Origin of the sequence: Olsenella sp. An290, from assembly GCF_002159535.1 — a bacterium.
Taxonomy (GTDB): Bacteria; Actinomycetota; Coriobacteriia; order Coriobacteriales; family Atopobiaceae; genus Thermophilibacter.
Genome location: NZ_NFIU01000010.1, coordinates 1 through 20,102, shown reverse-complemented (window position 1 = coordinate 20,102; position 20,102 = coordinate 1). Strand labels below are relative to the sequence as shown.

Sequence of the window (20,102 nt, the reverse complement as noted above, 5' to 3'; positions counted from 1 at the left end):
CTCGCGAGGCGCCGTGCCCCGCGGGAGCGTCGGACTTTCAGGAACAGGATACCACCGACGGCCCCTAGCCGACGCTCTCCCCGCGCAGGCGAAGCGCCTCGTACGCACAGCCGTACATGGCCGCCCGGTTGCCGAGGCTCGCGGCCTCGATCCTCACGTCCTTGCAGGTGGGAAGCGCATAGGCGGAGAAGCGCTCGCGCAGCTCCGGCGCGAAGGTCGCAAACGCGCCGGCCACGCCGCCGCCGATGAGGTACATGGCCGGGTCGACCACGCAGGAGATCTGGGCCATCGCCTGGGCAAGGTAGTCGCACATCTGCTGAACGGCGATGCGCGCGCACTCGTCGCCGCCCGCGAGCGCGCGGAAGACGGAGAGGGTGTCGGTGGCGTGCTCGACCTCGACGGGGGTGACGCCGCGGCGCGCGCACTCGTCAAGGTAGAGGCGCACGATGCCCTTGGCGGAGGCGTACTGCTCGAGGCAGCCGTGCCGCCCGCAGCCGCAGGTGAGCGGCTCCTCGCGGTTCACGGTGATGTGGCCGATCTCGCCGCCCGCGCCAAAGGCGCCCGCCACCAGCTTGCCGTTGGCGACGACGCCGCCGCCCACGCCCGTCCCCAGCGCGATGAGCACGTAGCTCGAGACCTCGGTGGCCACGCCCGCCCACATCTCGCCGAGGGCGGCCGCGTTGGCGTCGTTGACAAAGGCCACCGTCGCGCGCGGGAAGACCGAGCTGACCGCGCTCACGAGGCCCTCGGGGTCGAGCTGGATGTTGGGCAGGAAGCCCACCGTGCCGTCATCGGCCACGGGGCCCGGGATGTCCAGGCCGCACGCGATGACGTCCTCCGGCACGGCGTCGTGCGCCGCAAGGATCCGGGCGATGCCCCCGGTCACCGTGGCGTAGGCAGCCTCGCTGACGAGCGCGGGCGTGGGGATCTTGCGCTCCTCGAGGAGTTCGCCCTCGGGCGTGAACAGCCCTGCCTTGATGCTCGTCCCGCCAACGTCGATACCCAGAACCATGTCCATGAGAAGCCTCCTTCGTGCCCTCGCGCCTTGGGTGCGCACCACGCGTGTACGCCGCGCGCGTACCGCACACGCGCCGCCTGCGCCCCGCGCGCGGCGCGCACCTCGGGCGAGCCTGAACCTGTCATGCTCCGATGATACGTTTCCGCAGGCGAGCTGTGGGCGTTTTAGGCGCAGAATGCGGGTCTGGGGCCCCAGCCGGTCGGACGGGTACACTTTTGGGAGAACCCGCCGCGCGAACCCCGCGCGCCCGACGAAGGAGGAGCCATGGCAGACACCCCGGAAACGACGCTCAACGCCGCGCTCGCCAACCCCCGCGCGGACATGGAGGCGCTCGACGCGCTCGAGCGCACGCTCTTCTCGCTCTCCTATGCCTCGGGCGAGGTGGGGTCGCTCGGCTCCGTGATCGACCCGCCCAAGGCCACCGCCCAGCGCGGCAAGGCGCTCTCCTGCCTGCAGGAGCTCTCCGTGCGCACGCTCTGCGACCCGGCCGTCGGCCCCCTCCTCGACCGGCTCGAGAAGGAGCCCGAGCTCGTGGGCGAGCAGCGCCTCGCGCAGATCCGCGTGCTCCGGCGCGACCGGGCGTCGCTGCTTGACGTGCCCGCCGAGGAGCAGGCCGCCTTCAGCCTCCTCACCGTCGAGGCCGAGGACGTCTGGCACCGCGCCAAGGCCGCCGGCGACTGGGAGAGCTTCGCGCCCTACGTGGACCGCATCGTCGAGGCCATGCGCCGCATGGCCGGGTACAAGAACGCCGAGAAGGACCCCTACGACGTCTGGCTCAACGAGTTCGAGTGGGGGACGGACCGCGCCTTCTACGACCGGTTCTTCTCGCACGTGAAGGAGTGCGTGGTCCCGCTTTTGGCCGACTGCATGGCCAGCCGGCGCAAGCCGAGCCGCGACTGCGTGGCGGGAACCTTTGACGAGGAGCGCCAGTGGCGCCTGGCCGCGGACCTCGCGCGGCTCGAGGGGCTCGACGAGGGCGCGCTCTGGATCGGGCGCGCCGAGCACCCGTTCACCTCGGGCATCTCGCGCGACTTTGTCGTGGTGACCGGGCACGCCTACGCCGACAACGTGCTCTCCAACGTCTTCTCCATCCTGCACGAGGGCGGCCACGCCCTCTACGAGCAGAACGTCGACGCGGCCTACGCGGGCACCTCGCTTGCCGGGGGCACCTCGATGGGCATGCACGAGGCGCAGTCGCGCTTCTTCGAGAACATCGTGGGACGCTCGGAGGCCTTTGCCGAGCCGCTCCTGGCCCAGCTGCGCCGCCACTTCCCCGGCCAGTTTGGCCGCGTAACCGCCCACCAGCTCTACGGCGCCGAGAACTGCGTCGAGCCCGGGCTCGTGCGGACGGAGGCCGACGAGCTCACCTACCCGCTCCACATCCTCGTGCGCTACGAGATCGAGCAGCTGCTCTTTGCGGGCGAGGCCACCGCGGCCGACGTCCCCGGCCTCTGGGCCCAGAAGTACCGCGACTACCTCGGCGTCACCGTGCCCAACCACACCCTCGGCGCGCTCCAAGACGTGCACTGGTCCGGCGGCTCCTTCGGCTACTTCCCCACCTACGCGCTTGGCTCGGCCTTTGGCTCCCAGCTCAAGGTTGCCATGGTGCGCGACGGCGTGGACGTTGACGGGGCGTGCGCGGCGGGGGAGCTCGCCCCCGTGCGCGCGTGGCTGTGCGAGCACATCTGGCGCTGGGGTCGCGCCAAGGACTCCGGCGAGCTCATCGAGGCCGCGTGCGGCGAGCCGTTCTCCCCCGTCTACTACACCGACTACCTCACCGAGAAGTTCTCCGCCCTCTATCGCCTGTAATTTGTGTAATTTGGTAATTTGGGGGTAATTTGGGGACGTGTTTTTTCTCTCAGAGAAAACGGGACAGGTTAGAGGAGACGACGGGAGGGGCGCATGAGGGCACTGATTCAGCGCGTTGAGCGCGCGCAGGTCGAGGTGGAGGGCTCCGTGGTGGGCAGCTGCGGCGAGGGCTACCTCATCCTGCTCGGCGTGGCGCCCACCGACGACGAGGCGCTGACCGAGCGGCTCTGGCGCAAGGTCTCCGCCCTGCGCATCTGCGAGGACGAGGAGGGCAGGACCAACCGCTCGCTCGTGGACACCGGCGGCGACGTGCTCGTGGTGAGCCAGTTCACGCTCTATGCCGACGCCCGGCGCGGCAACCGGCCCTCCTTCACCGGCGCCGCGCGGCCCGAGCTCGCCGAGCGCCTCTACGTGCGGTTCTGCGAGCTCGCGGAGGCCGAGCTGGGAGCCGAGCGCGTGGGTCGCGGGGTCTTTGGCGCGCACATGCGCGTGAGCCTGGTGAACCACGGGCCCTTCACCGTGCTGCTTGACACCGACGAGCTTGGCTGGGCCTCATCTGGCGTTTGAGGCAACGCTACGTCGCCCTGATATGATTGCTGGGTTTTGCAGGCAAGGCAGAAAGGCCCGTCCATGAAGATCGTTGATGAGTTCAAGGAGTTCATCGCCCGCGGCAACGTGATGGACATGGCCGTCGGCATCATCGTCGGCGGCGCGTTCACCGCGATCGTGAACTCGCTCGTGACCAACCTGATCACCCCCGGCATCCACGCCATCACCGCCATCACCAGCTCCGCCACCGGCGGCGCGGCAGACCAGGCCGGCAACGTCATCGCCGGCCTCAAGTGGATGGTCCCCGGCACCGAGGCCGCTCCCGAGTACATTGACCTCGGCACGTTCATTGGCGCCATTATCAACTTCCTGATCATTGCCTTCGTGGTCTTCTGCATGGTCAAGGCGCTCAACACCATGCGCGAGCGCATGGACGCCGTGGCCAAGAAGGTCGCCGCCGAGGAGGCTGCAGAGGAGGCCGCCGCGCCGCACTGCCCGTACTGCCTCGAGGAGGTCAAGGCCGGCGCCACCCGCTGCCCGCACTGCGGCGAGAAGATCGAGGCCTAGTCCCGACGCGCCTGACAAAGGCGACAGGACAGATGCTCATGAGCGCCGCCCGGCATTGCGTCGGGCGGCGCCTTCTTTGCGTCAATGCCGTGCGGTGCGCGCCGTCCTTCTCGCAAGGCCAAAGGTGGCGAGAAGGACGCCGCGCAGAACGCCGGGGGTTTCGAGCGGGCGGCCTACCCCTCGACCGTGAACCCGCGCATCGGCCAGAACGTTCCCGTTCCGTCCAGCCGCACCACGCGGACCTCGTCGCCCGCGCCGAAGAGGCGGCTCGTCATGGTGGCCCAGCCGTCGTTGACAAAGACCTCGAGCGTGGTGTCGTCCACGAAGGCCTGCAGCCGCGTGAGCTCGCCCAGCAGCATCCGACGCTCGTCGCGCCCCGCGCCGCAGACAGGGCCCATGCGCAGCACGAGCTCGCCCGAGTCCGGGTCGTACGTGAGCGCGCAGTCCTCGCGCAGCCGCAGCTCGAGGGGCGTCCCCGGCTCAACCTCAACGTCCAGCTCGACGTGGCGGCCACGGAAGGACGCCGCGCCCGAGAAGGCCGTCCCCTCCCCGCGCAGCCGCGCCATCTCACGGACCGGCCGCTGGTAGATGCGCCCGTTCTCCCACGAGAGCTCGCGCGGCATCGCGATGACCTGATCCCAACCGTCCGCGCGGCTCGGCGTGGTGCCGTAGGCGGTCTCCGCCATGCCCAGCCAGCCGATGAGCAGCGTCCGGTCCGCGCCCTTGAGCGTGCGCGCCGCGTAGAGGTCGAAGCCAAAGTCCCACTGCCGGAACTCCCCCACCGCGGCGTCGCTCGCAAAGTCGCCGTCCAGCGCAAAGTAGCCGCACTGGTGCGCGTTCTGGAAGCGGTGGGCCTCGTGCGGGATGCCCTGCGGGCAGCAGAGCAGGAAGTCGTGCCCGCCAAGCGTCACCAGGTCCGGGCACTCCCACATGTAGCCGAACTTCTCGGCCGTCTCCAGCGTGTTCGCGAGCGAGAAGTGCGCGAGGTCGTCGCCGCGATAGACCAGCACGCAGCCCACGTCCTCGCGCGTCCGCGCGCCGAGCAGCATACACGTTGCCCCGTCGCGCTCGATCACCTGCGGGTCGCGCACGTGCTGGGTCATCGAGGCCGGGAAGTCGTCGTTGGTCATGAGCAGGCGCTTCTCGCCAAAGCGCGTCATCTCGGCGTCCAGGCTCGCGGTGCCAGCGCACGAAGTCGCGCGTGGTCCAGTGCGCCCACACGCAGGGCGTGCGCCCCTCGACCTCGCAGGCGAGCGGGCTCTCGATGTGCATCACGTGGTAGGTGTCCCCCACCTGGACAAGGCCGTTGGGGTCGGCGAGCGTGCCGGCGGTCGGCGTCAGGTGAAAGGTCGGGCGGGCCACCTCGCGCGCCGCCATGCGCGCGCGGGCGTCCGCGGCCCGCTCTGCGTATCCGGGGTTCTCCATGGTTTCCTCCCAGGGACATTCTGATGCAGGGAGGCGCCCCTCCTCCGGCAGGAGGGGCGCCCGTGCGGCGTGGAAAAGGGACTGTCACTTTTCCACGCTAGGCCTTGCGCTCGGTCACCTTGCCAAAGACGACGGTGAGCACGAGACCGATGCCCAGCGCGATGACGTGGGCGATGATGTAGTTCACGTAGCCGTTGGAGCCAAAGATGCCGTTGCTCACCGGGTCGCAGATCGCAAGGCCGGGCAGGGCCGTGGTGCCAAAGCCGAGGGCCGTGACGCCGGAGAGGAAGACGTAGGCGCCAGCCACCGCGCCACCGATGCAGCCGGCCACGAGCGGGAACTTCCAGCGGAGGTTGACGCCGAAGATGGCGGGCTCGGAGATGCCAAAGAGCGTGGAGATGAAGGACGGGATGCAGAGCTCCTTGGTCTTGGCGCTCTTGATGTGCAGGACCATGTAGCCGAGGACGGCGCCGCCCTGGCCCATGAGAGCCACGGACATGAGCGGGTTCAGGAAGTCGTTGCCGATGGCCGGGTCGGCGAGCAGCGTGGCCTCCACGGCGCCGAACATGTGGTGCAGGCCGGTGATGACGATGAGCTGCTGGACGCCGGCGAAGATCATGTAGCCGAGCAGGCCGACGTTCTGGGTAAGCCAGAGGAGGCCATAGGTGAGGCCGTTGGAGAGCGCGCGGCCGATGGGGCCGATGACCAGGAACAGCGGGAACGTGGAGATGAGCACCGTGCACATGGGCGAGAAGAGCAGCTTCACCACGTCGGGGATGACCTTCTCGAAGAACTTGTCGAGCTTTGCCACCACGAAGCCCATCATGAGGGCGATGATAATGCCGCCCTGGAAGCCCACGAGCTCGACGTTGAAGCCAAACAGGCTGATGGTCTCCACGTCGACGGTGCCCTGCGCGGCGGCGTAGGCGTCGGCCAGGCTGTTGGAGAGCATGATGGCGCCCATCACGAGGCCCAGGATCGGACGTCCGCCATAGCGCTTGCACGCGGAGTAGGTGACGGCGAGCGGCAGGATGGAGAAGACGCCGCTCGAGGCCAGGCTCACGAGGCGGTTGATGCCGGCGAGCGTGGCGTTGCTCTCGACGACGTCCCACTGGGAGAGGACGCCCGTGAGGCCGGAGAGCAGGGCCGCGGCGAGGATGCCGGGCATGATCTCGATGAAGACGTCACTGAGCGACTTGATGACCGCCTGGACGGGGTTCATCTTCTGGGCCGCGACCTCCTTGACCTCGGCCATGGACTTGCCGGCCGTCCCGGTGTAGTCCGCAAAGACCTCGTAGATCTCGTTCACGAGGCCCGCGCCAAAGATGATCTGGAGCTGGTTGCCCGCAAAGAAGGCGCCCTTGGCCATGTCCACGTTGTCAAAGTCGTCCGTGTTGATGCCGTCGTAGTCCTTGAGGACCACGCACAGGCGCGTCGCGCAGTGCATGGAGGCCTGGATGTTCTCCTTGCCGCCCACGAGCTCCACGATCCGCTTGGTGATCGCCAGGTATCTCTCCTGTTTGCTCTGATCTGCCACGTTCTTCTCGCTTACCTCGTCCTCTTTCTTGAAACCGGTTTTACTAGAACCGGTTCTATTTACAGCATCACTATAGAATCGCGTCACCGAATGAACCGCGTTTTACCGGCGAACGGTGCAAAGCTCAACGTGTACGGAATCGGTTCCGCATATAGTTGAGAAATACGGAAAGCAGGGCGCCCGATGGGATAGAAACGGTGAATCAGCTCGCTGGATGCGGCGGCAAACCCGCGTTCTGTCATAATCATCTCTCGAAGAACCGATTCGAGCGAACACGGCGAGGGACATGGGCAAGCGGGCGACGATCAACGACGTGGCACGGATGGCGGGCGTCTCAAAGAGCACCGTCTCGCGCTTCCTCAACGGCAGCCCCGTCCGCGAGGAGACCGCCAAGAGCATCAGGCGCGCCATCCGCCACTACCGCTACGAGTCCAACCAGTTCGCCCGCCTCAACGCCAAGCAGAGCAACATCATGGGCATCATCCTGCCCGGCTTTGACTCCACGGTCACGCCGCGCGTCATGACGGCCATGGACAAGTACCTGCGCACCAAGGGCTACACGCCGCTCATCATCAACACCGAGGGCGACCTCGACCTCGAGGTGGCGAGCATCACCAACCTGGCCGCGATGAACGTGGACGGCATCGTGATCATCTCCACCTACATCACCGACGCGCACCGCGAGGCCGTGGAGAGCATCGACAAGCCCGTGGTCTTCATGGGCCAGGTCTTTGAGCACGGCGTCTCCGTCCTCGACGACAACCAGAGCGCCGGGCGGGCGCTCGGCGCCTATGTGGCGGAGCGCGGCATCCGCTCGGCGGGCCTGCTCTGGGTGGACGAGCGCGACGTGGCCGTGGGCCAGACCCGCCGCGACGCCGTAGCCGAGGGGCTGCGCGCGGGCGGCGTGGACGACGTCCGCGTCTACACGGCCGACTTCACCTACCCCACCGCCTACGCGGTCGCGCGGCGCGTCCTGGGCGAGAAGGACCGGCCCGAGGCGCTGCTGTGCGCCACGGACCGCATCGCCTACGGCGTCTACAAGGCGGCGCGCGAGCTGGGCGTGCGCATCCCGGAGGACGTCTCGGTCACGGGCTTTGGCGCCTACGACACCTCCGAGGTGGTCACGCCGCCGCTCACCACGGTCCGCTTTGACGTGGAGTCCGCCGCCTGCGTGTGCGCGGACACCGTGCTCCGGATGCGCGCCGGCGAGCCCGTGAGCAAGACGCAGCTCATCGGCTACACCTTCGTCGAGGGCGAGAGCGTCCGCGACGCCGGAAAGGCCGCCGGGCGCTGAGGCTCGACCGTGAGCCCGCGCATCTCCCAGAGCGAGCCCGTCGACCCGGGCGCCTCCACGCGGACCTCGTCGCCCGCGCCGAAGAGCGTGGAAAAGGGACTGTCCCCTTTCCACAATCTGCCGCTCACGGACCTGGACCGACCGTTTGCCGCCCCGCGCAAGACAGGCGGGGCACGTCACGAGAAAATAGCGGCCGAATCGCATAGACAGGGCGTGTTACTGGTAGGCAGGCACTAACCTTCGGCTCGTACGGCGGCGCTGGGTGCGCCGCGGGACGCATGTCGGTGGTCGGTGCTTTTTTCATGCCCGGGCACGCACTCCCCCACCACGCCTCCCCGAGCCGCGCGACAGGGGCCTTCGGGCCGACGACGGCACCCGAGAGGGTGCGAGAACAAGGAGGCGTTCATGAAGGACAAGATTTTCGGCATCCTTCAGCGCGTGGGGCGCTCGTTCATGCTCCCCATCGCGGTGCTGCCCGTGGCAGGCCTGCTCATGGGCCTGGGCAGCTCGTTCACCAACGAGACCACGCTCGCCACGTACAACCTGCTCGGCCTCATGGGACCCGGGACCATCCCCTGGGACATCTTCACGGTCCTCTCTGCCTGCGGCGGCGTGATCTTTGACAACCTCCCGCTCATCTTCGCCGTGGGCGTGGCCATTGGCATGGCGCGCGCCGAGAAGGAGGTTGCCGCGCTCTCGGCCGCCGTGGCGTTTCTTGTCATGCACTCGGCCATATCGGCCATGATCGACGTCACGGGCGGCGTCGAGCAGTTCATGGAGGGCGCCACGGCAAGCGTGCTCGGCATCACGTCCCTGCAGATGGGCGCCTTCGGCGGCATCATCGTGGGCCTGGGCACCTCCGCGCTCCACAACCGCTTCTACAAGATCGAGCTGCCGCAGGCGCTCTCCTTCTTTGGCGGGTCGCGCTTCGTGCCCATCATCTCCACCGTCGTGTTCACCTTTGTGGGCATCGCCATGTTCTTCGTGTGGCAGCCGGTCCAGCAGGGCATCAACGCCCTCGGCTACGCCGTCTCCAGCGCCGGTCCCGTGGGCGTGTTCCTCTTTGGCATGATCAAGCGCCTGCTCATCCCCTTTGGCCTGCACCACGTCTTCTACCTCCCGTTCTGGCAGACCGCCGTGGGCGGCTCCATGGAGGTCGCCGGGCAGATGGTCTACGGCGCGCAGAACATCTTCTTCGCGCAGCTCGCCGACCCCACCGTGACGCACTTCTCGACGGCCGGCACCTGGTGCTTCACCGGTGAGTTCGTGCTCTACATCTTTGCGTTCCCGGGAGCTGCCCTCGCCATGTACCAGGCGGCCAAGAGCGACCGCAAGAAGGTCGTGGGCGGGCTCCTGCTCTCCGCGGCCCTGACGTCCATGCTCACCGGCATCACCGAGCCGCTCGAGTTCTCCTTCCTGTTTGTGGCGCCCCTGCTCTTTGGCATCTCCGCCGTCTTTGCGGGCCTTGCCTACATGCTCTGCTACCTGCTCAACATCACCGTGGGCCTCACCTTCTCCGGCGGGTTCCTCGACCTCTTCATGTTTGGCATCCTGCAGGGCAACGACAAGACGAGCTGGCTTCTGCTCATCCCGCTGGGCCTGGCGTTCTTTGCCGCGTACTACCTGCTGTTCCGCTTCCTCATCGCCCGCTTTGACTTCAAGACGCCCGGGCGCGAGGAGGGCGACGCCGAGACCAAGCTCTACACCAAGGCCGACTACAACGCCCGCAAGGAGGGCGCGGAGGCCGAGTCCGCGACGCCGGGCGGCGACGAGCGCTCCGCCGAGATCACGGCGGGCCTGGGCGGCGCGGCCAACATCCGCGACGTCGACTGCTGCGCGACGCGCCTGCGTGTGACCGTGCACGACGGCGCGCTCGTCAGCGAGGGTCGGCTCAAGGCCACCGGCGCCGCCGGCGTGATCCAGCGTGGCGAGGGCGTGCAGGTCGTCTACGGCCCGCAGGTCAACGTCATCAAGACCAACCTCGAGGCGTACCTCGCCACGCTCCCCGCGGACGCGGGGGCCCAGGCCGCGGCGGAAGCCCCCTCCAACGAGGACGCGCCCGCCGAGGGGCCGGAGCACGAGCCCGTCCGCACCGTCGTGCTGGGAAGCCCGCTCGCCGGCGAGGCGCTCTCCCTCGACGCCTGCCCCGACCCCGTCTTCGCGGGCAAGATGATGGGCGACGGCGCCTGCGTCGTCCCGGCCCGCGGCGAGCTCGTCGCGCCCTGCGACGCCACCGTCGGGTTTGTCTTTGAGACCAAGCACGCCGTGGGCCTGGCCCTCCCCGACGGCACCGAGCTTCTGCTCCACGTGGGAATCGACACCGTCAAGCTGGGCGGCGAGGGCTTTACCGCCCACGTGAGCGCGGGCGACGAGGTCAAGCGCGGTGATAGACTGTTGACGTTCGACCTCGACTTCATCCGCGAGCACGCGCCGAGCGTCTCCACGCCCGTGCTCGTGACCAGCGTCGACGAGACGCATCGGGTGCGCCAGCTGGCCTTTGGCCGGGTGAACGAGGGAGACGACCTGCTCGCCGTCGATATCTACGAGGCGTAGCGCCCAACGTTTTGCCGCCCCCGTCGGACTGGGACCCGACGGGGGCGGTCCCGCACGAACCCGCGCGAGGGAGGTCGCATGTTTCGCGTCACGAGGCCGCTCAACCACAACGCCCTGCTCGCCTTTGACATGGAGGACGGCCGCGAGTACCTGGTCGTCGGCCGGGGCGTGGGCTTTGGGCGCAAGCCGGGGGAGCGCGTGGGGCGCGAGGGCCTTGCCGGCGCGGGCGACCTCCAGCTCTACCTCCTCACGCAGCAGGTCGACGGCCGCGGCACCCCGCGCGAGCTCGTCGAGCGCATCGACCCGGCCGTCCTCGACGTGGCCGAGGGCATCCTCGAGGACGCGCGGGCGACCTTTGGGGCCGTCGACCCCAACATGCTGCTTCCCCTTGCCGACCACCTCGCCTTTGCCGTCACGCGCGTGCGCGACGGCGGGGCCCTCTCCAACCCGCTCACCGAGGACATCCGCGCGCTCTTCCCCCGCGAGTTCGAGACCGCGCGCCGCGGCGTCTCGGAGCTCGAGCGCCAGCTCGGCGTGACCCTGGGGGACGACGAGACGGGGCTCGTGGCCCTGCACGTCCACTCCGCGCTCGACTCCGGCCACGTCGAGCAGGCCATGCAGGTGGCCCAGCTCACGCGCGCGTGCATCGATGCGGTCGAGCGGCTCACCGGGGCCCCGATCGACGTCTCCTCGATGGACTACAACCGCCTCATGACCCACGTGAAGTACATGGTCACGCGCATCATGCGCGACGAGCGGCTCTCCATCGACGTCAACGAGATGATCCGCAGCGAGGCGCCCCAGAGCTACCGCACCGCCCAGGCGGTCTGCGCCGAGGTGGAGGTTCTTCTTGGGAAGGACGTGAGCGCGCTCGAGATTGGCTACCTGGCCATGCACGTGGCGCGCGTGGCCGGCGAGCGCTAGACCCCGGCGAGAAGAACCCCCGGGCCGCGCTCGCCTAGCGGACGGAGTCGTGGGGGCGACGGAACTGCTCGCAGACGTTGGACGTGCGGAGGTACTCCTCGCCGAAGGGGTCGACCGTGGGGACAAGCCCCTCGGGGGTCTCCGCGAAGTGGCACTCCGGGCTCACGCGGACGTGCGGGTTGGCGAGCGTGTAGCCGCGGCTGCACGCCCCCTGGTAGAGGCCCGACTCCTCGTGAAGCGAGAAGCTCGCAAAGACGCAGTCGCTACAGTGAAAGCCCATGTCGTTCCCTTCAGCCTTCGGCCCCATGGCCACCCTCCCCCAGATACTACCCCGATTCGAAGGGGCTGTCCCCCCGACGCATCTCGCCTAAAGGGGGGCGGCCCCCTTCTCGTCACCCCAGCGGATGGCCGGGGTCGTGAGCAGCCCGAGCAGGATGACAACAGCGCCGACCCCGTAGGCCGTGCGCGTCGCGTCAAAGCGGGCACGGGCCTGGATGCGCACGAGGGCGTTGCGCTCGGCATCGGTCATCTCGATGCCGGACAGCTGCCCCCTGAACTCCTCGTCGCTGCCCAGATTGACAGCGAGCTCGGAGACCTGCCGGGCCACCTGCGGGGTAATCGCACGGTCCGCCGCCGCGCCGGAGCGGACGGCCCCGCTGATTCCCAGGAGGAGCACGGCGCCCAGGAGCGCCACGCCCAGCGCCTGCCCCACGTTGCGCATGGTGCTCTGGATGCCACCGGACTGCGACGCATCACGGTCGCTCACGGCAAGCGCGACGACGTTGCTCGCGTGCGACGACACCGTGCCGGCCCCGACGCCGGCGAGAAACGCCCCCACGTAGACGCCCACCGCGTTGCTCCCCTCGATGGTGACGGAGAGCGCCATGACGAGCAGCGCCACCGCCATGGCCACATACCCCACCTGGATGACATGGCGCGGGTTGGCGCGCGGGGCGAGCCTGGGAATGCCCAGCGCGAGCGCAAAGGTGGGAAGGCCCGTCACGATGGAGATGACGCCCACCTGAACCGGCGACCATCCGGCAACGAGCTGCAGGTAGGGAGCCATGAGAATGGACTGGGCGCCCATGAAGAAGAACGTGAGCGCGCAGGCCGCAAGGCCCGCGAGGACCTGCGGCGTCCGAAGGAGGGACTGCGGCAGCAGGGCAATCCCCTTGTGCTCCTCGACGTTCTTCTCGACACGGACAAGAACCGCCAGGACGACGAGCACCGCGGCGGCCAGGGGAAGCGCGGGCGAGATTCCAAGGACCGTGAAGGGGCAGCCCGCAAGGGGCCTGACCAGGCCCCACGAGGAGATGCTCGAGAGGCCTGCGAGGAACAGGGACAGGCCGGCGGCGGAAAGCGCCACGCCGAGACCGTCGAACCCGAGCCGCTCGGCGGGACGCGCGAGGCGCGGGAGGCGCAGGGAGAGCGCGAGCACCACGAGAAAGTACGCCGCGAGGGAGAGAAACGTCGCGCGCAGGCCGCCATGCTCCATGACCTCGCCCAGAACGAGCGGTAGGAGCGCGGAGAGCCCCGAGGCGGCGCCGAGGCAGCCAAACGCAACGGCTCGGTTGGTCCCGTGGTAGAGCGGCGGAACGATCCCCAGGAGCGACGGCACGAGGAAGCTCGCCCCCAGCCCCACGAGCACGCGCGCGACCCAGATGACCACGGCCATGTTGGGCGCGAAGGCAAGCGCGACCTCGCCGAGCGCACACAGCGCCGCCCCGATCCGGAAGGTCCGCCCCCAGCCGACGATGGTCCCGACAAGGCCGTCGGCGATCATGAAGGCGCCTCCCATGAGCGGGTAGACCATGTTGGCGAGCTGAATGTCGGACGTCGTGGCGCCGAGGGTCCGGGTGAGCTCCTCGGCGGCAAGCGAGAGGGCGCCGTTGTCCCCCGTGACGCCCATCTGCGCAAGGATGAGAATCACGACGGGCAGGATGAGGAAGCGCTCGGGGGCGGCGTCCTTCTCGAGAGGGGCCTTTCCGGGGGCGGCGTCCTGCTCCGCGGCGGTCTTCGTGCACGCGGCGTCCTGCTCCGTGGCCGAGCCCGGAGCGGGCCGCCCGATGCCCGGGTCGTCTCCCCTGGCCGCTCGCTGCCCGCCGCGCGCGATGCCGGTGCTGTCCATCCTGGCGTCCTCTCCGTAAGATGCTGGGCCCGCGCACTGCGGGCGCCTCCCATGTTCCCCCTGAACTCGGACGGCGGAAGAAGCTCACGAGAAGGCCAGATGGTGTAAGGGGCACTGAATTTTGATTTGACTTTTTCTGAAAGGCTAGCTCGCGTCGGATGCGGGGAGCGCCTCAAAGAGCGCACGGATGACGCCCTCGAGCGCCTGCTCGCTCTGTGAGCAGGCGGGCATGTCCGAGAGGGCCACCACGAGGTAGCTCGACCCGTCGAGCTCCACGAGCCCGACGTCCGAGGTCGAGTTGTAGGTGGGGTCGTTCGCGTACCAGCCCGCCTTGTTGCGGACCTGGGCGCCCGTGTCCGCGAGCGCGGAGCGGATGAAGGAGGTGCCCGTCTGCGAGAGCAGCGAGTCGAGCCACGCGGCGGTCTCCGTCCCGCTCTCGAGATAGTCCGCGACAAACGACCAGGCCTGCGCCATGGTGCGCGCGCTCACGAACTGGTAGTAGCTCGCGGGCTCAAAGACCTCCTCGCCAAAGCGCTCGAGCATCCAGCTCGTATAGCCCAGCCGGTCGAGGTTTACGTGGAGGATGCGAAAGGCGTCGTTGTCCGACTCGGTGATGAGCGCCTCGAGCAGCGTGCCCAGATAGTAGGAGCGCCCCGGGACCCCATAGGTGCCGTCGTACTCGTCCCCCTCCAGAACGGGGCAGATCGTCTCCCGCGTGACCTGCCCGGACTCGATGAGCTCCGAGCAGACGTAGGCGGCGTAGACGGCCTTGAAGGTGCTCGCGGAGTAGACCGTGGTGTCCGTCCCGTAGGCGACGCCCGCGCCCGTCCCGCAGTCGAGCAGCAGCAGGCTCAGACTGCCGAGGCGCTCCGCATCCTGGATGGCGGCGCACAGGGAGGACGCGGGGTCAACGGGCGTCGCGTCCCCGTCCGCGAGCGAGAAGGACGTGGGCTCAGCTGCGGCGGGAATCGCGGAGAGGTCGAGGTCGGAGAGGGTGGTGGGAGCGGTGGCGGGGTCGGGACTGGCAGGGGCGCCAAGCACGGCGGGGGCGTCGGCCTCGGGGTCGGCGGGCCGCTCCTCGGCCGCGGCCCCACCGGACATGCCGGAGAGCGCGTCCCGACGGACCCGCTGGGCAAACGCGGCGGCCACCACCACAAGCGCGCACAGCACAACGGCCACGACGACCCACCGACGCCTAAGCCCACCAGCCGGTTGCGCGCCCATGCCTCAACCTCCCCTCACATCGTTCTCCCCCATCATAGCGTGAGGCAGGCCGTGCCGAGGTTCTTCTCGCCCGCCGAGCCGCCCGCCGAGCCGCCCGCCGCACGGACGGGCCCGCCCTTCGGTTACGTACATCTCCTCCGGTTACGTACACTTTTGCTGGTTACGTACACTTTTTTCGGTTACGTACACTCATGCACAAGGCGCTTACCTGCAAAAACACAAGACGCCCTCTCGAGAAGGACCTTTTCTTGTGTACGTAACCGGGAGAAGTGTACGTAACTGCCGGGAGTGTACGTAGCCGGAAGAGGTGTACGTAACCGGAGGGACGACTCGGGAGAATGGCAGGGATGGCCCCGGAGGGGGGCCTGCCGGGACGGGCATGGCGCCACGCTGTTACGTCAAACCTTGCCGAGCGTCTTTGCCCAGGCGGCCCCTGGCAAGCTTGGCAGCGCCGTGGACGCCCGTGCGCACGCGTGCACGTCCCTCTGACCTCAAAGAAAAAGCCCGAAGGCCGTTAAGCCTCCGGGCTGCAAGTTTATGGTCGCGGGGGCAGGATTTGAACCTACGACCTTCGGGTTATGAGAGGCCCATCCAGCCCAAACGCCTCCGGCACGCCTTGGCAGGGCAGGCACCGTTTGTCCCCCTGAGCAGGCAGAATCCGGCAGGGTCGGGCAAGGCCGTCGGCCGGCGTCTCGCTCCCGCTAACGTTGGTAGTACCGGTTTAGGACCCGTCTAGTACCAGCGGGAGGCAAACGATGCGGAGGGCATACACCCAGGGCTTTGTGTCGAAGCACGGCGGCAAGTGGCGCGCGGTGGTCAACTGGCAGGGCGAGGACGGGAGGCAGCATCGGCTCACTAAGACCACCGGCGTCCGGTGCTACCCGGACAGGGTCGACGAGGAGACGGGCGAGGTCACGCCCGACAACCGGGGCAAGGCGAGCGCCGAGACGGCCCTTCGCCGGTGGAGGGACGAGCTGGTCGCGTCCGAGGAGGAGCGCTCACGCCTGGAGGAGGCGTCGTGCGATACCTCCCTCGTCGAGTATGCTGAGCTGTACGTCATGCGCAAGGAGCTCTCTCGGGCGGTCCGTCCGGTGACGATAAGGGGATACCGCTCCCACATCTCCAAGATACGCGGAACCGAGATCGGCGATACGAGGCTGCGCGACGTCACCCCAAAGCTGATCGTCGCCTGGGAGCAGGGGATGGCCGCCGATGGCCTCAGCGGCACGACGCTCTCTCACATCCACGTGTTCGCGAAGCAGGTCTTCACGTATGCCTGCAAAATGGGGGACCTGATTCTCAACCCTTTCGATAGGGTTGACGCCCCCAGGCGAAGGGCGAAGCCCGTCAACGCCCTAAGCGCCCAGGAGGTAGCAAGGCTCAATCGGGCCCTCGTGGGATTTGGCCCGTCTCCCCTTGCGGTCGGAGTCCGCATCGCCCTGTCGACCGGAATGCGTCAGGGGGAGATATGCGCGTTGCGGTGGAGCGATGTCGATCTTGAGGGGCATAGCATCCGGGTCAGCCACTCTCTTTCGCGCTCTGCGGGCAGGTATGTGCTCAGCTCCCCCAAGACGGAGAGCTCCCTGAGAAACGTGCCGTTTGGGGAGGGACTCCTCCTGGTTCTTACGGAGCGCAGGCAAGCAATGATTGCGGACAGGGAGGAGTTTGGAATGGACTGGGATGACTCCCTGTTTGTGATTGGCTCACCAATCAACGGAACGTGGTACAGCCCGCAGGTCCTTGGTCACGAGTGGCATGCCCTGGCGAGGGCGGTGGGGCTCGTCGGGACGCAAGGGGTCCCACCTCGCTTCCACGACCTGAGGCACACCTTCGCGACCTTGGCGATCTCCTCCACATCGGGGAACCTGGACGTGAAAACCGTGAGCTCCATTCTCGGCCACAGCAATGCGGCCATGACGCTCAACGTGTACGCGGACGCCCTTGCTGACAGTAAGCGAGAAGGCATGGAAGCTATGGACCGAATCATGCTGAGCAATGGTGACGAGTCAGCATAGCCACGAGCAGACGCCTTGCTGTAAGCCTTACGAGGTAAGTCGTCTCTCGCGGATACCGTCAGAGCATTTTTCAAAAAAGCACGTACTTGCATCGCGGTCGCGTCGGGCGTTCATGGCGTCATGCTCGCGATTGGGCTCGTGCTCGTCTGTAGCGGCCTTTACGGTGTGTACCGCAATCACCATGTTCCTCTGTAGCGAGTGGCCTAACTTGTGGCGGGGAACCGGGCCTGTGTGTCCCTTTGCCCGGTGGCGTCACCGGGCAAAGGGACACACAGGCCCTCTCGCATCGGGCGAGCCGCTGCTCACGTTGCAAGATGTAGGAAGCGGGTACCCAATTCGCCTCTCTGCGGCGGCTGGGTACCCACTTCCATCTTGCGACTCGCGCGTTTCGGGGTCTCGCGTCCGGAGCCCCCCGTTCTTCGCGCGCCCGGTTTTTGCGGCCTGGGGGGCGCCGCCCCGCCGGGGGGCGTCCCCTCATCCCGCAAGTCACGCAGGGGCGGGCCGGCGGCGTCGCCGTTCACGGAAAGCGAAAAAAGAAAAACGGGAGGTTCGAGATGAGCGAGAGCAGGGTCCGGAACAAGCAGATCAAGGTGTACGTCACGGAGAGGGAGCGGGAGGAGCTCAGGCGGAAGGCGCGGAAATGCGGAATTCGCGTCAGCGACCTCGTCCGTGACGCCCTCATCTACTCCGACGATTTGAATATCGTCGTGATCGACTTCAAGCGCCTGCACCGCGCGTGGCTCGAGGTTCACAGGCAGGGGGTCAACCTGAACCAGATCGCCCACGCACTGAACTCTCGCGGGGCGGAAGGCTACGACCGAAGGGCGCTGGACCGGGCCCTCGAGCTTCAGCGCGACGCGACCCTCAGGATGATGTCCGCGCTCATCTCGCTCAGGGACGAAGCGAGGCGGCATCATGTCATCATAGACGTTGAGCCGCTCGACCTAGGCGACGACGAGGGGTAGAGAAGAGGGGGGGACGTTATGCGAGCAGACGCCGAGACGTCGCGGCCCGGTGTCGCCGCCGCCGACTGCACGATGGGTGCGTTTTGCGACTACAGTGCGGGCGCTTCCGCCGGGGCGCTGGGCGAGGAGGTCCGCGTGGCGCCGGCTCGGGCGAACCCCTCGCGCGCAACCGAGCTGCGGGAGGTTGGCGGTCCGCGCCGCTGGGTGCTGCTCGGGGAGCCCGAGGAGGACTGGTGGGCGGAAGTGGGCGCGTCTGGTGAGCGCCTCCCCGGGGAGTGGGAGTACGACAGGGCCGCCGGGTCCGTTGTGCGCTCGTGCGTATGAGCGTCTCCTCCGCGCCCCTTTGGACGAAATCGGCCCTCACTGGGACCGCTCGCTTGTCGCGGCCTCCAAACCGTCGGCTCGTATGAGCGGCGCACTACTTCGTCGCGCCGCACTCGGAGCACTTGTAGCCGGTGGTCACGGTCTCGTCCCACGCGGCGCTCACGAGGACCTGCTCGTCCCAAGCGGCGCTAGCAAGTACCTGCTCGTCCCACGCGGCCTGGACGACGACGGTCTTGATGCTGTAGGACCCACACCCGTTCAGGATGTTCGCCTTCATGTGGGCATCGACGTTGCCGGTTATGTCCGCCCCGCAGTTGTTGCAGATGGTTCGGTCCTCCGTCACCGCGTCGTGATGGACCGTCGTGTAGGTCGCGTCATGGTGCACGGTCTTATACACCGCGTCGTGATGCACGGTCGTGGTCTGCGCGACCCAGTTGTGGGTGTGCGTGGCGGAGGAAGAGGAGGACGACCCGGAGCCGCTTGAGCTGCTAGAGGTCGAGGAGGAGCCGCCGGTCGAGCCAGCCGAGCTGATGGAGGAGCTGCTGCCGGAGGACGACGAGGTGGAGCCGCCGGACGGGGACGCGGCACCTCCGGTGGAGGTCACGGAGCCTCCGTCCTGACCGGTCTGGGCGGCGGACTCGGCTCGGGATGCCTCCTCGGCCGCCTCCTCGACGGCCTCGGTGTCCACGCCGCCGTCCGCGACGGCCGCGCCCGGAGCCCCCTCCGCCTCGCCGCCGGATGGGTCGCCGCCAGGTGAGAGGGAGAGCGCGACGCCGCCGCAGGCCACCGCGAGCGCGAGGGCGCACCCCGCGCATATGGCCGCCACGGCCCTGCGCCCCGGACGCCTCGCCACGAACGGGTCGCTCCCCATGGTGAGCACGACGTTGCCGACGTCCTCGCTCACGCAGCGCTCGGCGAACGCATCGCGGGTCGGGGCGGTGCCGTCCTCCTCGTAGGCGTCGTAGAGGGCGTCGATGACGGGCGTCACGATGCCCGCGACGTCCCCGTCCGACAGCTCGGGGGAGACGGCTCCCGTCTCGCGCGCCTTCGCGACGGCGGCAAGAATGTCCCTCTGGGCCTTGTCCCTCGGGCGCACCACGACCTTGGGCGTCTTGCCTCCCGGCTTAGGCCCGCCGCCGACACCGGCGTCCTCCGGCCTGTTCAGGACCTCGGTCTCGTCCATCCTCGTCTCATCCATGTTTTTATAGTCCTTGTCCTTCATCATGCCTTCCGCGCAGCTCCCCTGGAGCGGGCGACGAGGGCTTTCGCCGCGTAAGCGAGGAGCACGGCGGCGGGGTAGATCAGGACCGCCATGCACAGCAGGTCGACCGGCGCGCTCCCGATGCTCGTGGTCTGCCTGAAGGTCGCGGCGAGGAGGAACGGGAGCATGGGGGCGGCGACGTACTTCATGACGAGCCACAGCAGCCGCGCCGTGGTGGCCAGGGCCACGAACAGCGGGCCGCCCCAAACCTCGAACCGCAGCCCTCCCTCCCTACCCTCGTCCCAGAGGCCGAGTCTGTAGCTGGCGAGGTAGACGAGGTGGTACCAGAGGACCGCCATGTCCCAGAGCAGGAGGAAGCCTCCGACCGGGCCGAGCGCGCCCCACGAGGGGGCCGCCGCGCCGCCCGCGGCGAGAGACTGGGCCAGGAGCAGGAGCAGCATGTGTTTGATAGCCTCCGTATTGCGGGTTTGAGCGCGGTGGTTTTTCGGGAATGAGCGCGAAAAAGTTTCGGGTCTGAGCGCGGGCACGCCGACCATCCCGTTCGGCCT

Annotated in this window: 17 protein-coding genes; 9 read left to right on the top strand and 8 right to left on the bottom strand. The window is 68.1% G+C overall.

The window, feature by feature from the left end; all coding sequences use genetic code 11:
* Positions 1 to 64: 64 nt before the first annotated feature.
* The gene (locus B5F84_RS06715) at positions 65 to 1,018 is read right to left on the bottom strand and encodes an ROK family protein (RefSeq protein ID WP_087322090.1); all 954 of its coding nucleotides are present in this window, start codon (positions 1,016 to 1,018) and stop codon (positions 65 to 67) included.
* A gap of 264 nt (positions 1,019 to 1,282) precedes the next feature.
* On the opposite strand from B5F84_RS06715, the gene B5F84_RS06710 reads away from it, so the two are divergent.
* The 3 genes from B5F84_RS06710 (at position 1,283) to mscL (ending at position 3,943) form a co-directional block, all read left to right on the top strand.
* Entirely contained in the window at positions 1,283 to 2,827 is a 1,545-nt protein-coding gene (locus B5F84_RS06710; protein WP_087322088.1) for a carboxypeptidase M32, read from the top strand.
* Between the two features lie 93 nt (positions 2,828 to 2,920).
* Positions 2,921 to 3,394 (top strand): D-aminoacyl-tRNA deacylase, encoded by a 474-nt coding sequence (dtd, locus tag B5F84_RS06705; RefSeq protein ID WP_087322085.1) that lies wholly within the window; start codon positions 2,921 to 2,923, stop codon positions 3,392 to 3,394.
* A 63-nt stretch (positions 3,395 to 3,457) separates the two neighbouring features.
* Positions 3,458 to 3,943 (top strand): large conductance mechanosensitive channel protein MscL, encoded by a 486-nt coding sequence (mscL, locus tag B5F84_RS06700; protein ID WP_087322084.1) that lies wholly within the window; start codon positions 3,458 to 3,460, stop codon positions 3,941 to 3,943.
* 173 nt (positions 3,944 to 4,116) lie between these two features.
* Here the strand turns inward: mscL and B5F84_RS06695 are convergent, their stop codons facing one another.
* Entirely contained in the window at positions 4,117 to 5,103 is a 987-nt protein-coding gene (locus B5F84_RS06695) for a GH32 C-terminal domain-containing protein (protein WP_087322082.1), read from the bottom strand.
* 362 nt (positions 5,104 to 5,465) lie between these two features.
* Positions 5,466 to 6,905, bottom strand: a complete 1,440-nt coding sequence (locus B5F84_RS06685; protein ID WP_204205523.1) for a PTS transporter subunit EIIC — start codon at positions 6,903 to 6,905, stop codon at positions 5,466 to 5,468.
* 286 nt (positions 6,906 to 7,191) lie between these two features.
* Here B5F84_RS06685 and B5F84_RS06680 point away from each other — a divergent pair, with 286 nt between their 5' ends.
* From B5F84_RS06680 to B5F84_RS06670, 3 genes are all read left to right on the top strand, one after another.
* Positions 7,192 to 8,199 carry a LacI family DNA-binding transcriptional regulator gene (locus tag B5F84_RS06680; protein ID WP_087322081.1) on the top strand — a complete coding sequence of 336 codons (1,008 nt, stop codon included), beginning with the start codon at positions 7,192 to 7,194 and terminating at the stop codon, positions 8,197 to 8,199.
* 405 nt (positions 8,200 to 8,604) lie between these two features.
* A complete protein-coding gene (locus B5F84_RS06675) occupies positions 8,605 to 10,752 on the top strand; it encodes a PTS transporter subunit IIABC (protein ID WP_087322079.1) in 2,148 nt (715 codons plus the stop codon).
* 78 nt (positions 10,753 to 10,830) lie between these two features.
* Positions 10,831 to 11,676, top strand: a complete 846-nt coding sequence (locus B5F84_RS06670; protein WP_087322077.1) for a PRD domain-containing protein — start codon at positions 10,831 to 10,833, stop codon at positions 11,674 to 11,676.
* Between the two features lie 34 nt (positions 11,677 to 11,710).
* Here the strand turns inward: B5F84_RS06670 and B5F84_RS06665 are convergent, their stop codons facing one another.
* The 3 genes from B5F84_RS06665 to B5F84_RS06655 form a co-directional block, all read right to left on the bottom strand.
* A complete protein-coding gene (locus B5F84_RS06665; protein ID WP_087322072.1) occupies positions 11,711 to 11,956 on the bottom strand; it encodes a hypothetical protein in 246 nt (81 codons plus the stop codon).
* Positions 11,957 to 12,043: 87 nt separating this feature from the next.
* Entirely contained in the window at positions 12,044 to 13,804 is a 1,761-nt protein-coding gene (locus B5F84_RS06660; RefSeq protein ID WP_239378300.1) for an MFS transporter, read from the bottom strand.
* 144 nt (positions 13,805 to 13,948) lie between these two features.
* Positions 13,949 to 15,028, bottom strand: coding sequence for a serine hydrolase (locus tag B5F84_RS06655; RefSeq protein ID WP_143786068.1), 1,080 nt, complete (start codon positions 15,026 to 15,028; stop codon positions 13,949 to 13,951).
* A gap of 755 nt (positions 15,029 to 15,783) precedes the next feature.
* Here B5F84_RS06655 and B5F84_RS06650 point away from each other — a divergent pair.
* From B5F84_RS06650 to B5F84_RS06640, 3 genes are all read left to right on the top strand, one after another.
* Positions 15,784 to 17,043: a site-specific integrase gene (locus B5F84_RS06650; protein WP_087322068.1), complete on the top strand. Its 1,260-nt coding sequence runs from the start codon at positions 15,784 to 15,786 to the stop codon at positions 17,041 to 17,043.
* A gap of 554 nt (positions 17,044 to 17,597) precedes the next feature.
* The gene (locus B5F84_RS06645; RefSeq protein WP_087322067.1) at positions 17,598 to 18,008 is read left to right on the top strand and encodes a plasmid mobilization relaxosome protein MobC; all 411 of its coding nucleotides are present in this window, start codon (positions 17,598 to 17,600) and stop codon (positions 18,006 to 18,008) included.
* Between the two features lie 18 nt (positions 18,009 to 18,026).
* Positions 18,027 to 18,332, top strand: coding sequence for a hypothetical protein (locus B5F84_RS06640; RefSeq protein ID WP_087322065.1), 306 nt, complete (start codon positions 18,027 to 18,029; stop codon positions 18,330 to 18,332).
* 94 nt (positions 18,333 to 18,426) lie between these two features.
* Here the strand turns inward: B5F84_RS06640 and B5F84_RS06635 are convergent, their stop codons facing one another.
* Both B5F84_RS06635 and B5F84_RS06630 read right to left on the bottom strand, forming a co-directional pair.
* On the bottom strand, positions 18,427 to 19,530 hold the full coding sequence (locus tag B5F84_RS06635) for a hypothetical protein (protein WP_143786067.1): 1,104 nt from the start codon (positions 19,528 to 19,530) through the stop codon (positions 18,427 to 18,429).
* Between the two features lie 23 nt (positions 19,531 to 19,553).
* On the bottom strand, positions 19,554 to 19,994 hold the full coding sequence (locus B5F84_RS06630) for a hypothetical protein (RefSeq protein ID WP_087322062.1): 441 nt from the start codon (positions 19,992 to 19,994) through the stop codon (positions 19,554 to 19,556).
* Between the last annotated feature and the right edge of the window lie 108 nt (positions 19,995 to 20,102).

Bases quoted from the DNA above. Each gene is read 5' to 3' on its own strand.
- B5F84_RS06695 (WP_087322082.1), bottom strand. From the start codon at position 5,103: ATGACGCGCTTTGGCGAGAAGCGCCTGCTCATGACCAACGACGACTTC.
- B5F84_RS06675 (WP_087322079.1), top strand. From the start codon at position 8,605: ATGAAGGACAAGATTTTCGGCATCCTTCAGCGCGTGGGGCGCTCGTTC.
- dtd (WP_087322085.1), top strand. From the start codon at position 2,921: ATGAGGGCACTGATTCAGCGCGTTGAGCGCGCGCAGGTCGAGGTGGAG.
- B5F84_RS06680 (WP_087322081.1), top strand. From the start codon at position 7,192: ATGGGCAAGCGGGCGACGATCAACGACGTGGCACGGATGGCGGGCGTC.
- B5F84_RS06715 (WP_087322090.1), bottom strand. From the start codon at position 1,018: ATGGACATGGTTCTGGGTATCGACGTTGGCGGGACGAGCATCAAGGCA.
- B5F84_RS06645 (WP_087322067.1), top strand. From the start codon at position 17,598: ATGAGCGAGAGCAGGGTCCGGAACAAGCAGATCAAGGTGTACGTCACG.
- B5F84_RS06665 (WP_087322072.1), bottom strand. From the start codon at position 11,956: ATGGGCTTTCACTGTAGCGACTGCGTCTTTGCGAGCTTCTCGCTTCAC.
- B5F84_RS06660 (WP_239378300.1), bottom strand. From the start codon at position 13,804: ATGGACAGCACCGGCATCGCGCGCGGCGGGCAGCGAGCGGCCAGGGGA.
- mscL (WP_087322084.1), top strand. From the start codon at position 3,458: ATGAAGATCGTTGATGAGTTCAAGGAGTTCATCGCCCGCGGCAACGTG.
- B5F84_RS06655 (WP_143786068.1), bottom strand. From the start codon at position 15,028: ATGGGCGCGCAACCGGCTGGTGGGCTTAGGCGTCGGTGGGTCGTCGTG.
- B5F84_RS06650 (WP_087322068.1), top strand. From the start codon at position 15,784: ATGCGGAGGGCATACACCCAGGGCTTTGTGTCGAAGCACGGCGGCAAG.
- B5F84_RS06670 (WP_087322077.1), top strand. From the start codon at position 10,831: ATGTTTCGCGTCACGAGGCCGCTCAACCACAACGCCCTGCTCGCCTTT.
- B5F84_RS06710 (WP_087322088.1), top strand. From the start codon at position 1,283: ATGGCAGACACCCCGGAAACGACGCTCAACGCCGCGCTCGCCAACCCC.
- B5F84_RS06630 (WP_087322062.1), bottom strand. From the start codon at position 19,994: ATGCTGCTCCTGCTCCTGGCCCAGTCTCTCGCCGCGGGCGGCGCGGCG.
- B5F84_RS06640 (WP_087322065.1), top strand. From the start codon at position 18,027: ATGCGAGCAGACGCCGAGACGTCGCGGCCCGGTGTCGCCGCCGCCGAC.
- B5F84_RS06635 (WP_143786067.1), bottom strand. From the start codon at position 19,530: ATGGATGAGACGAGGATGGACGAGACCGAGGTCCTGAACAGGCCGGAG.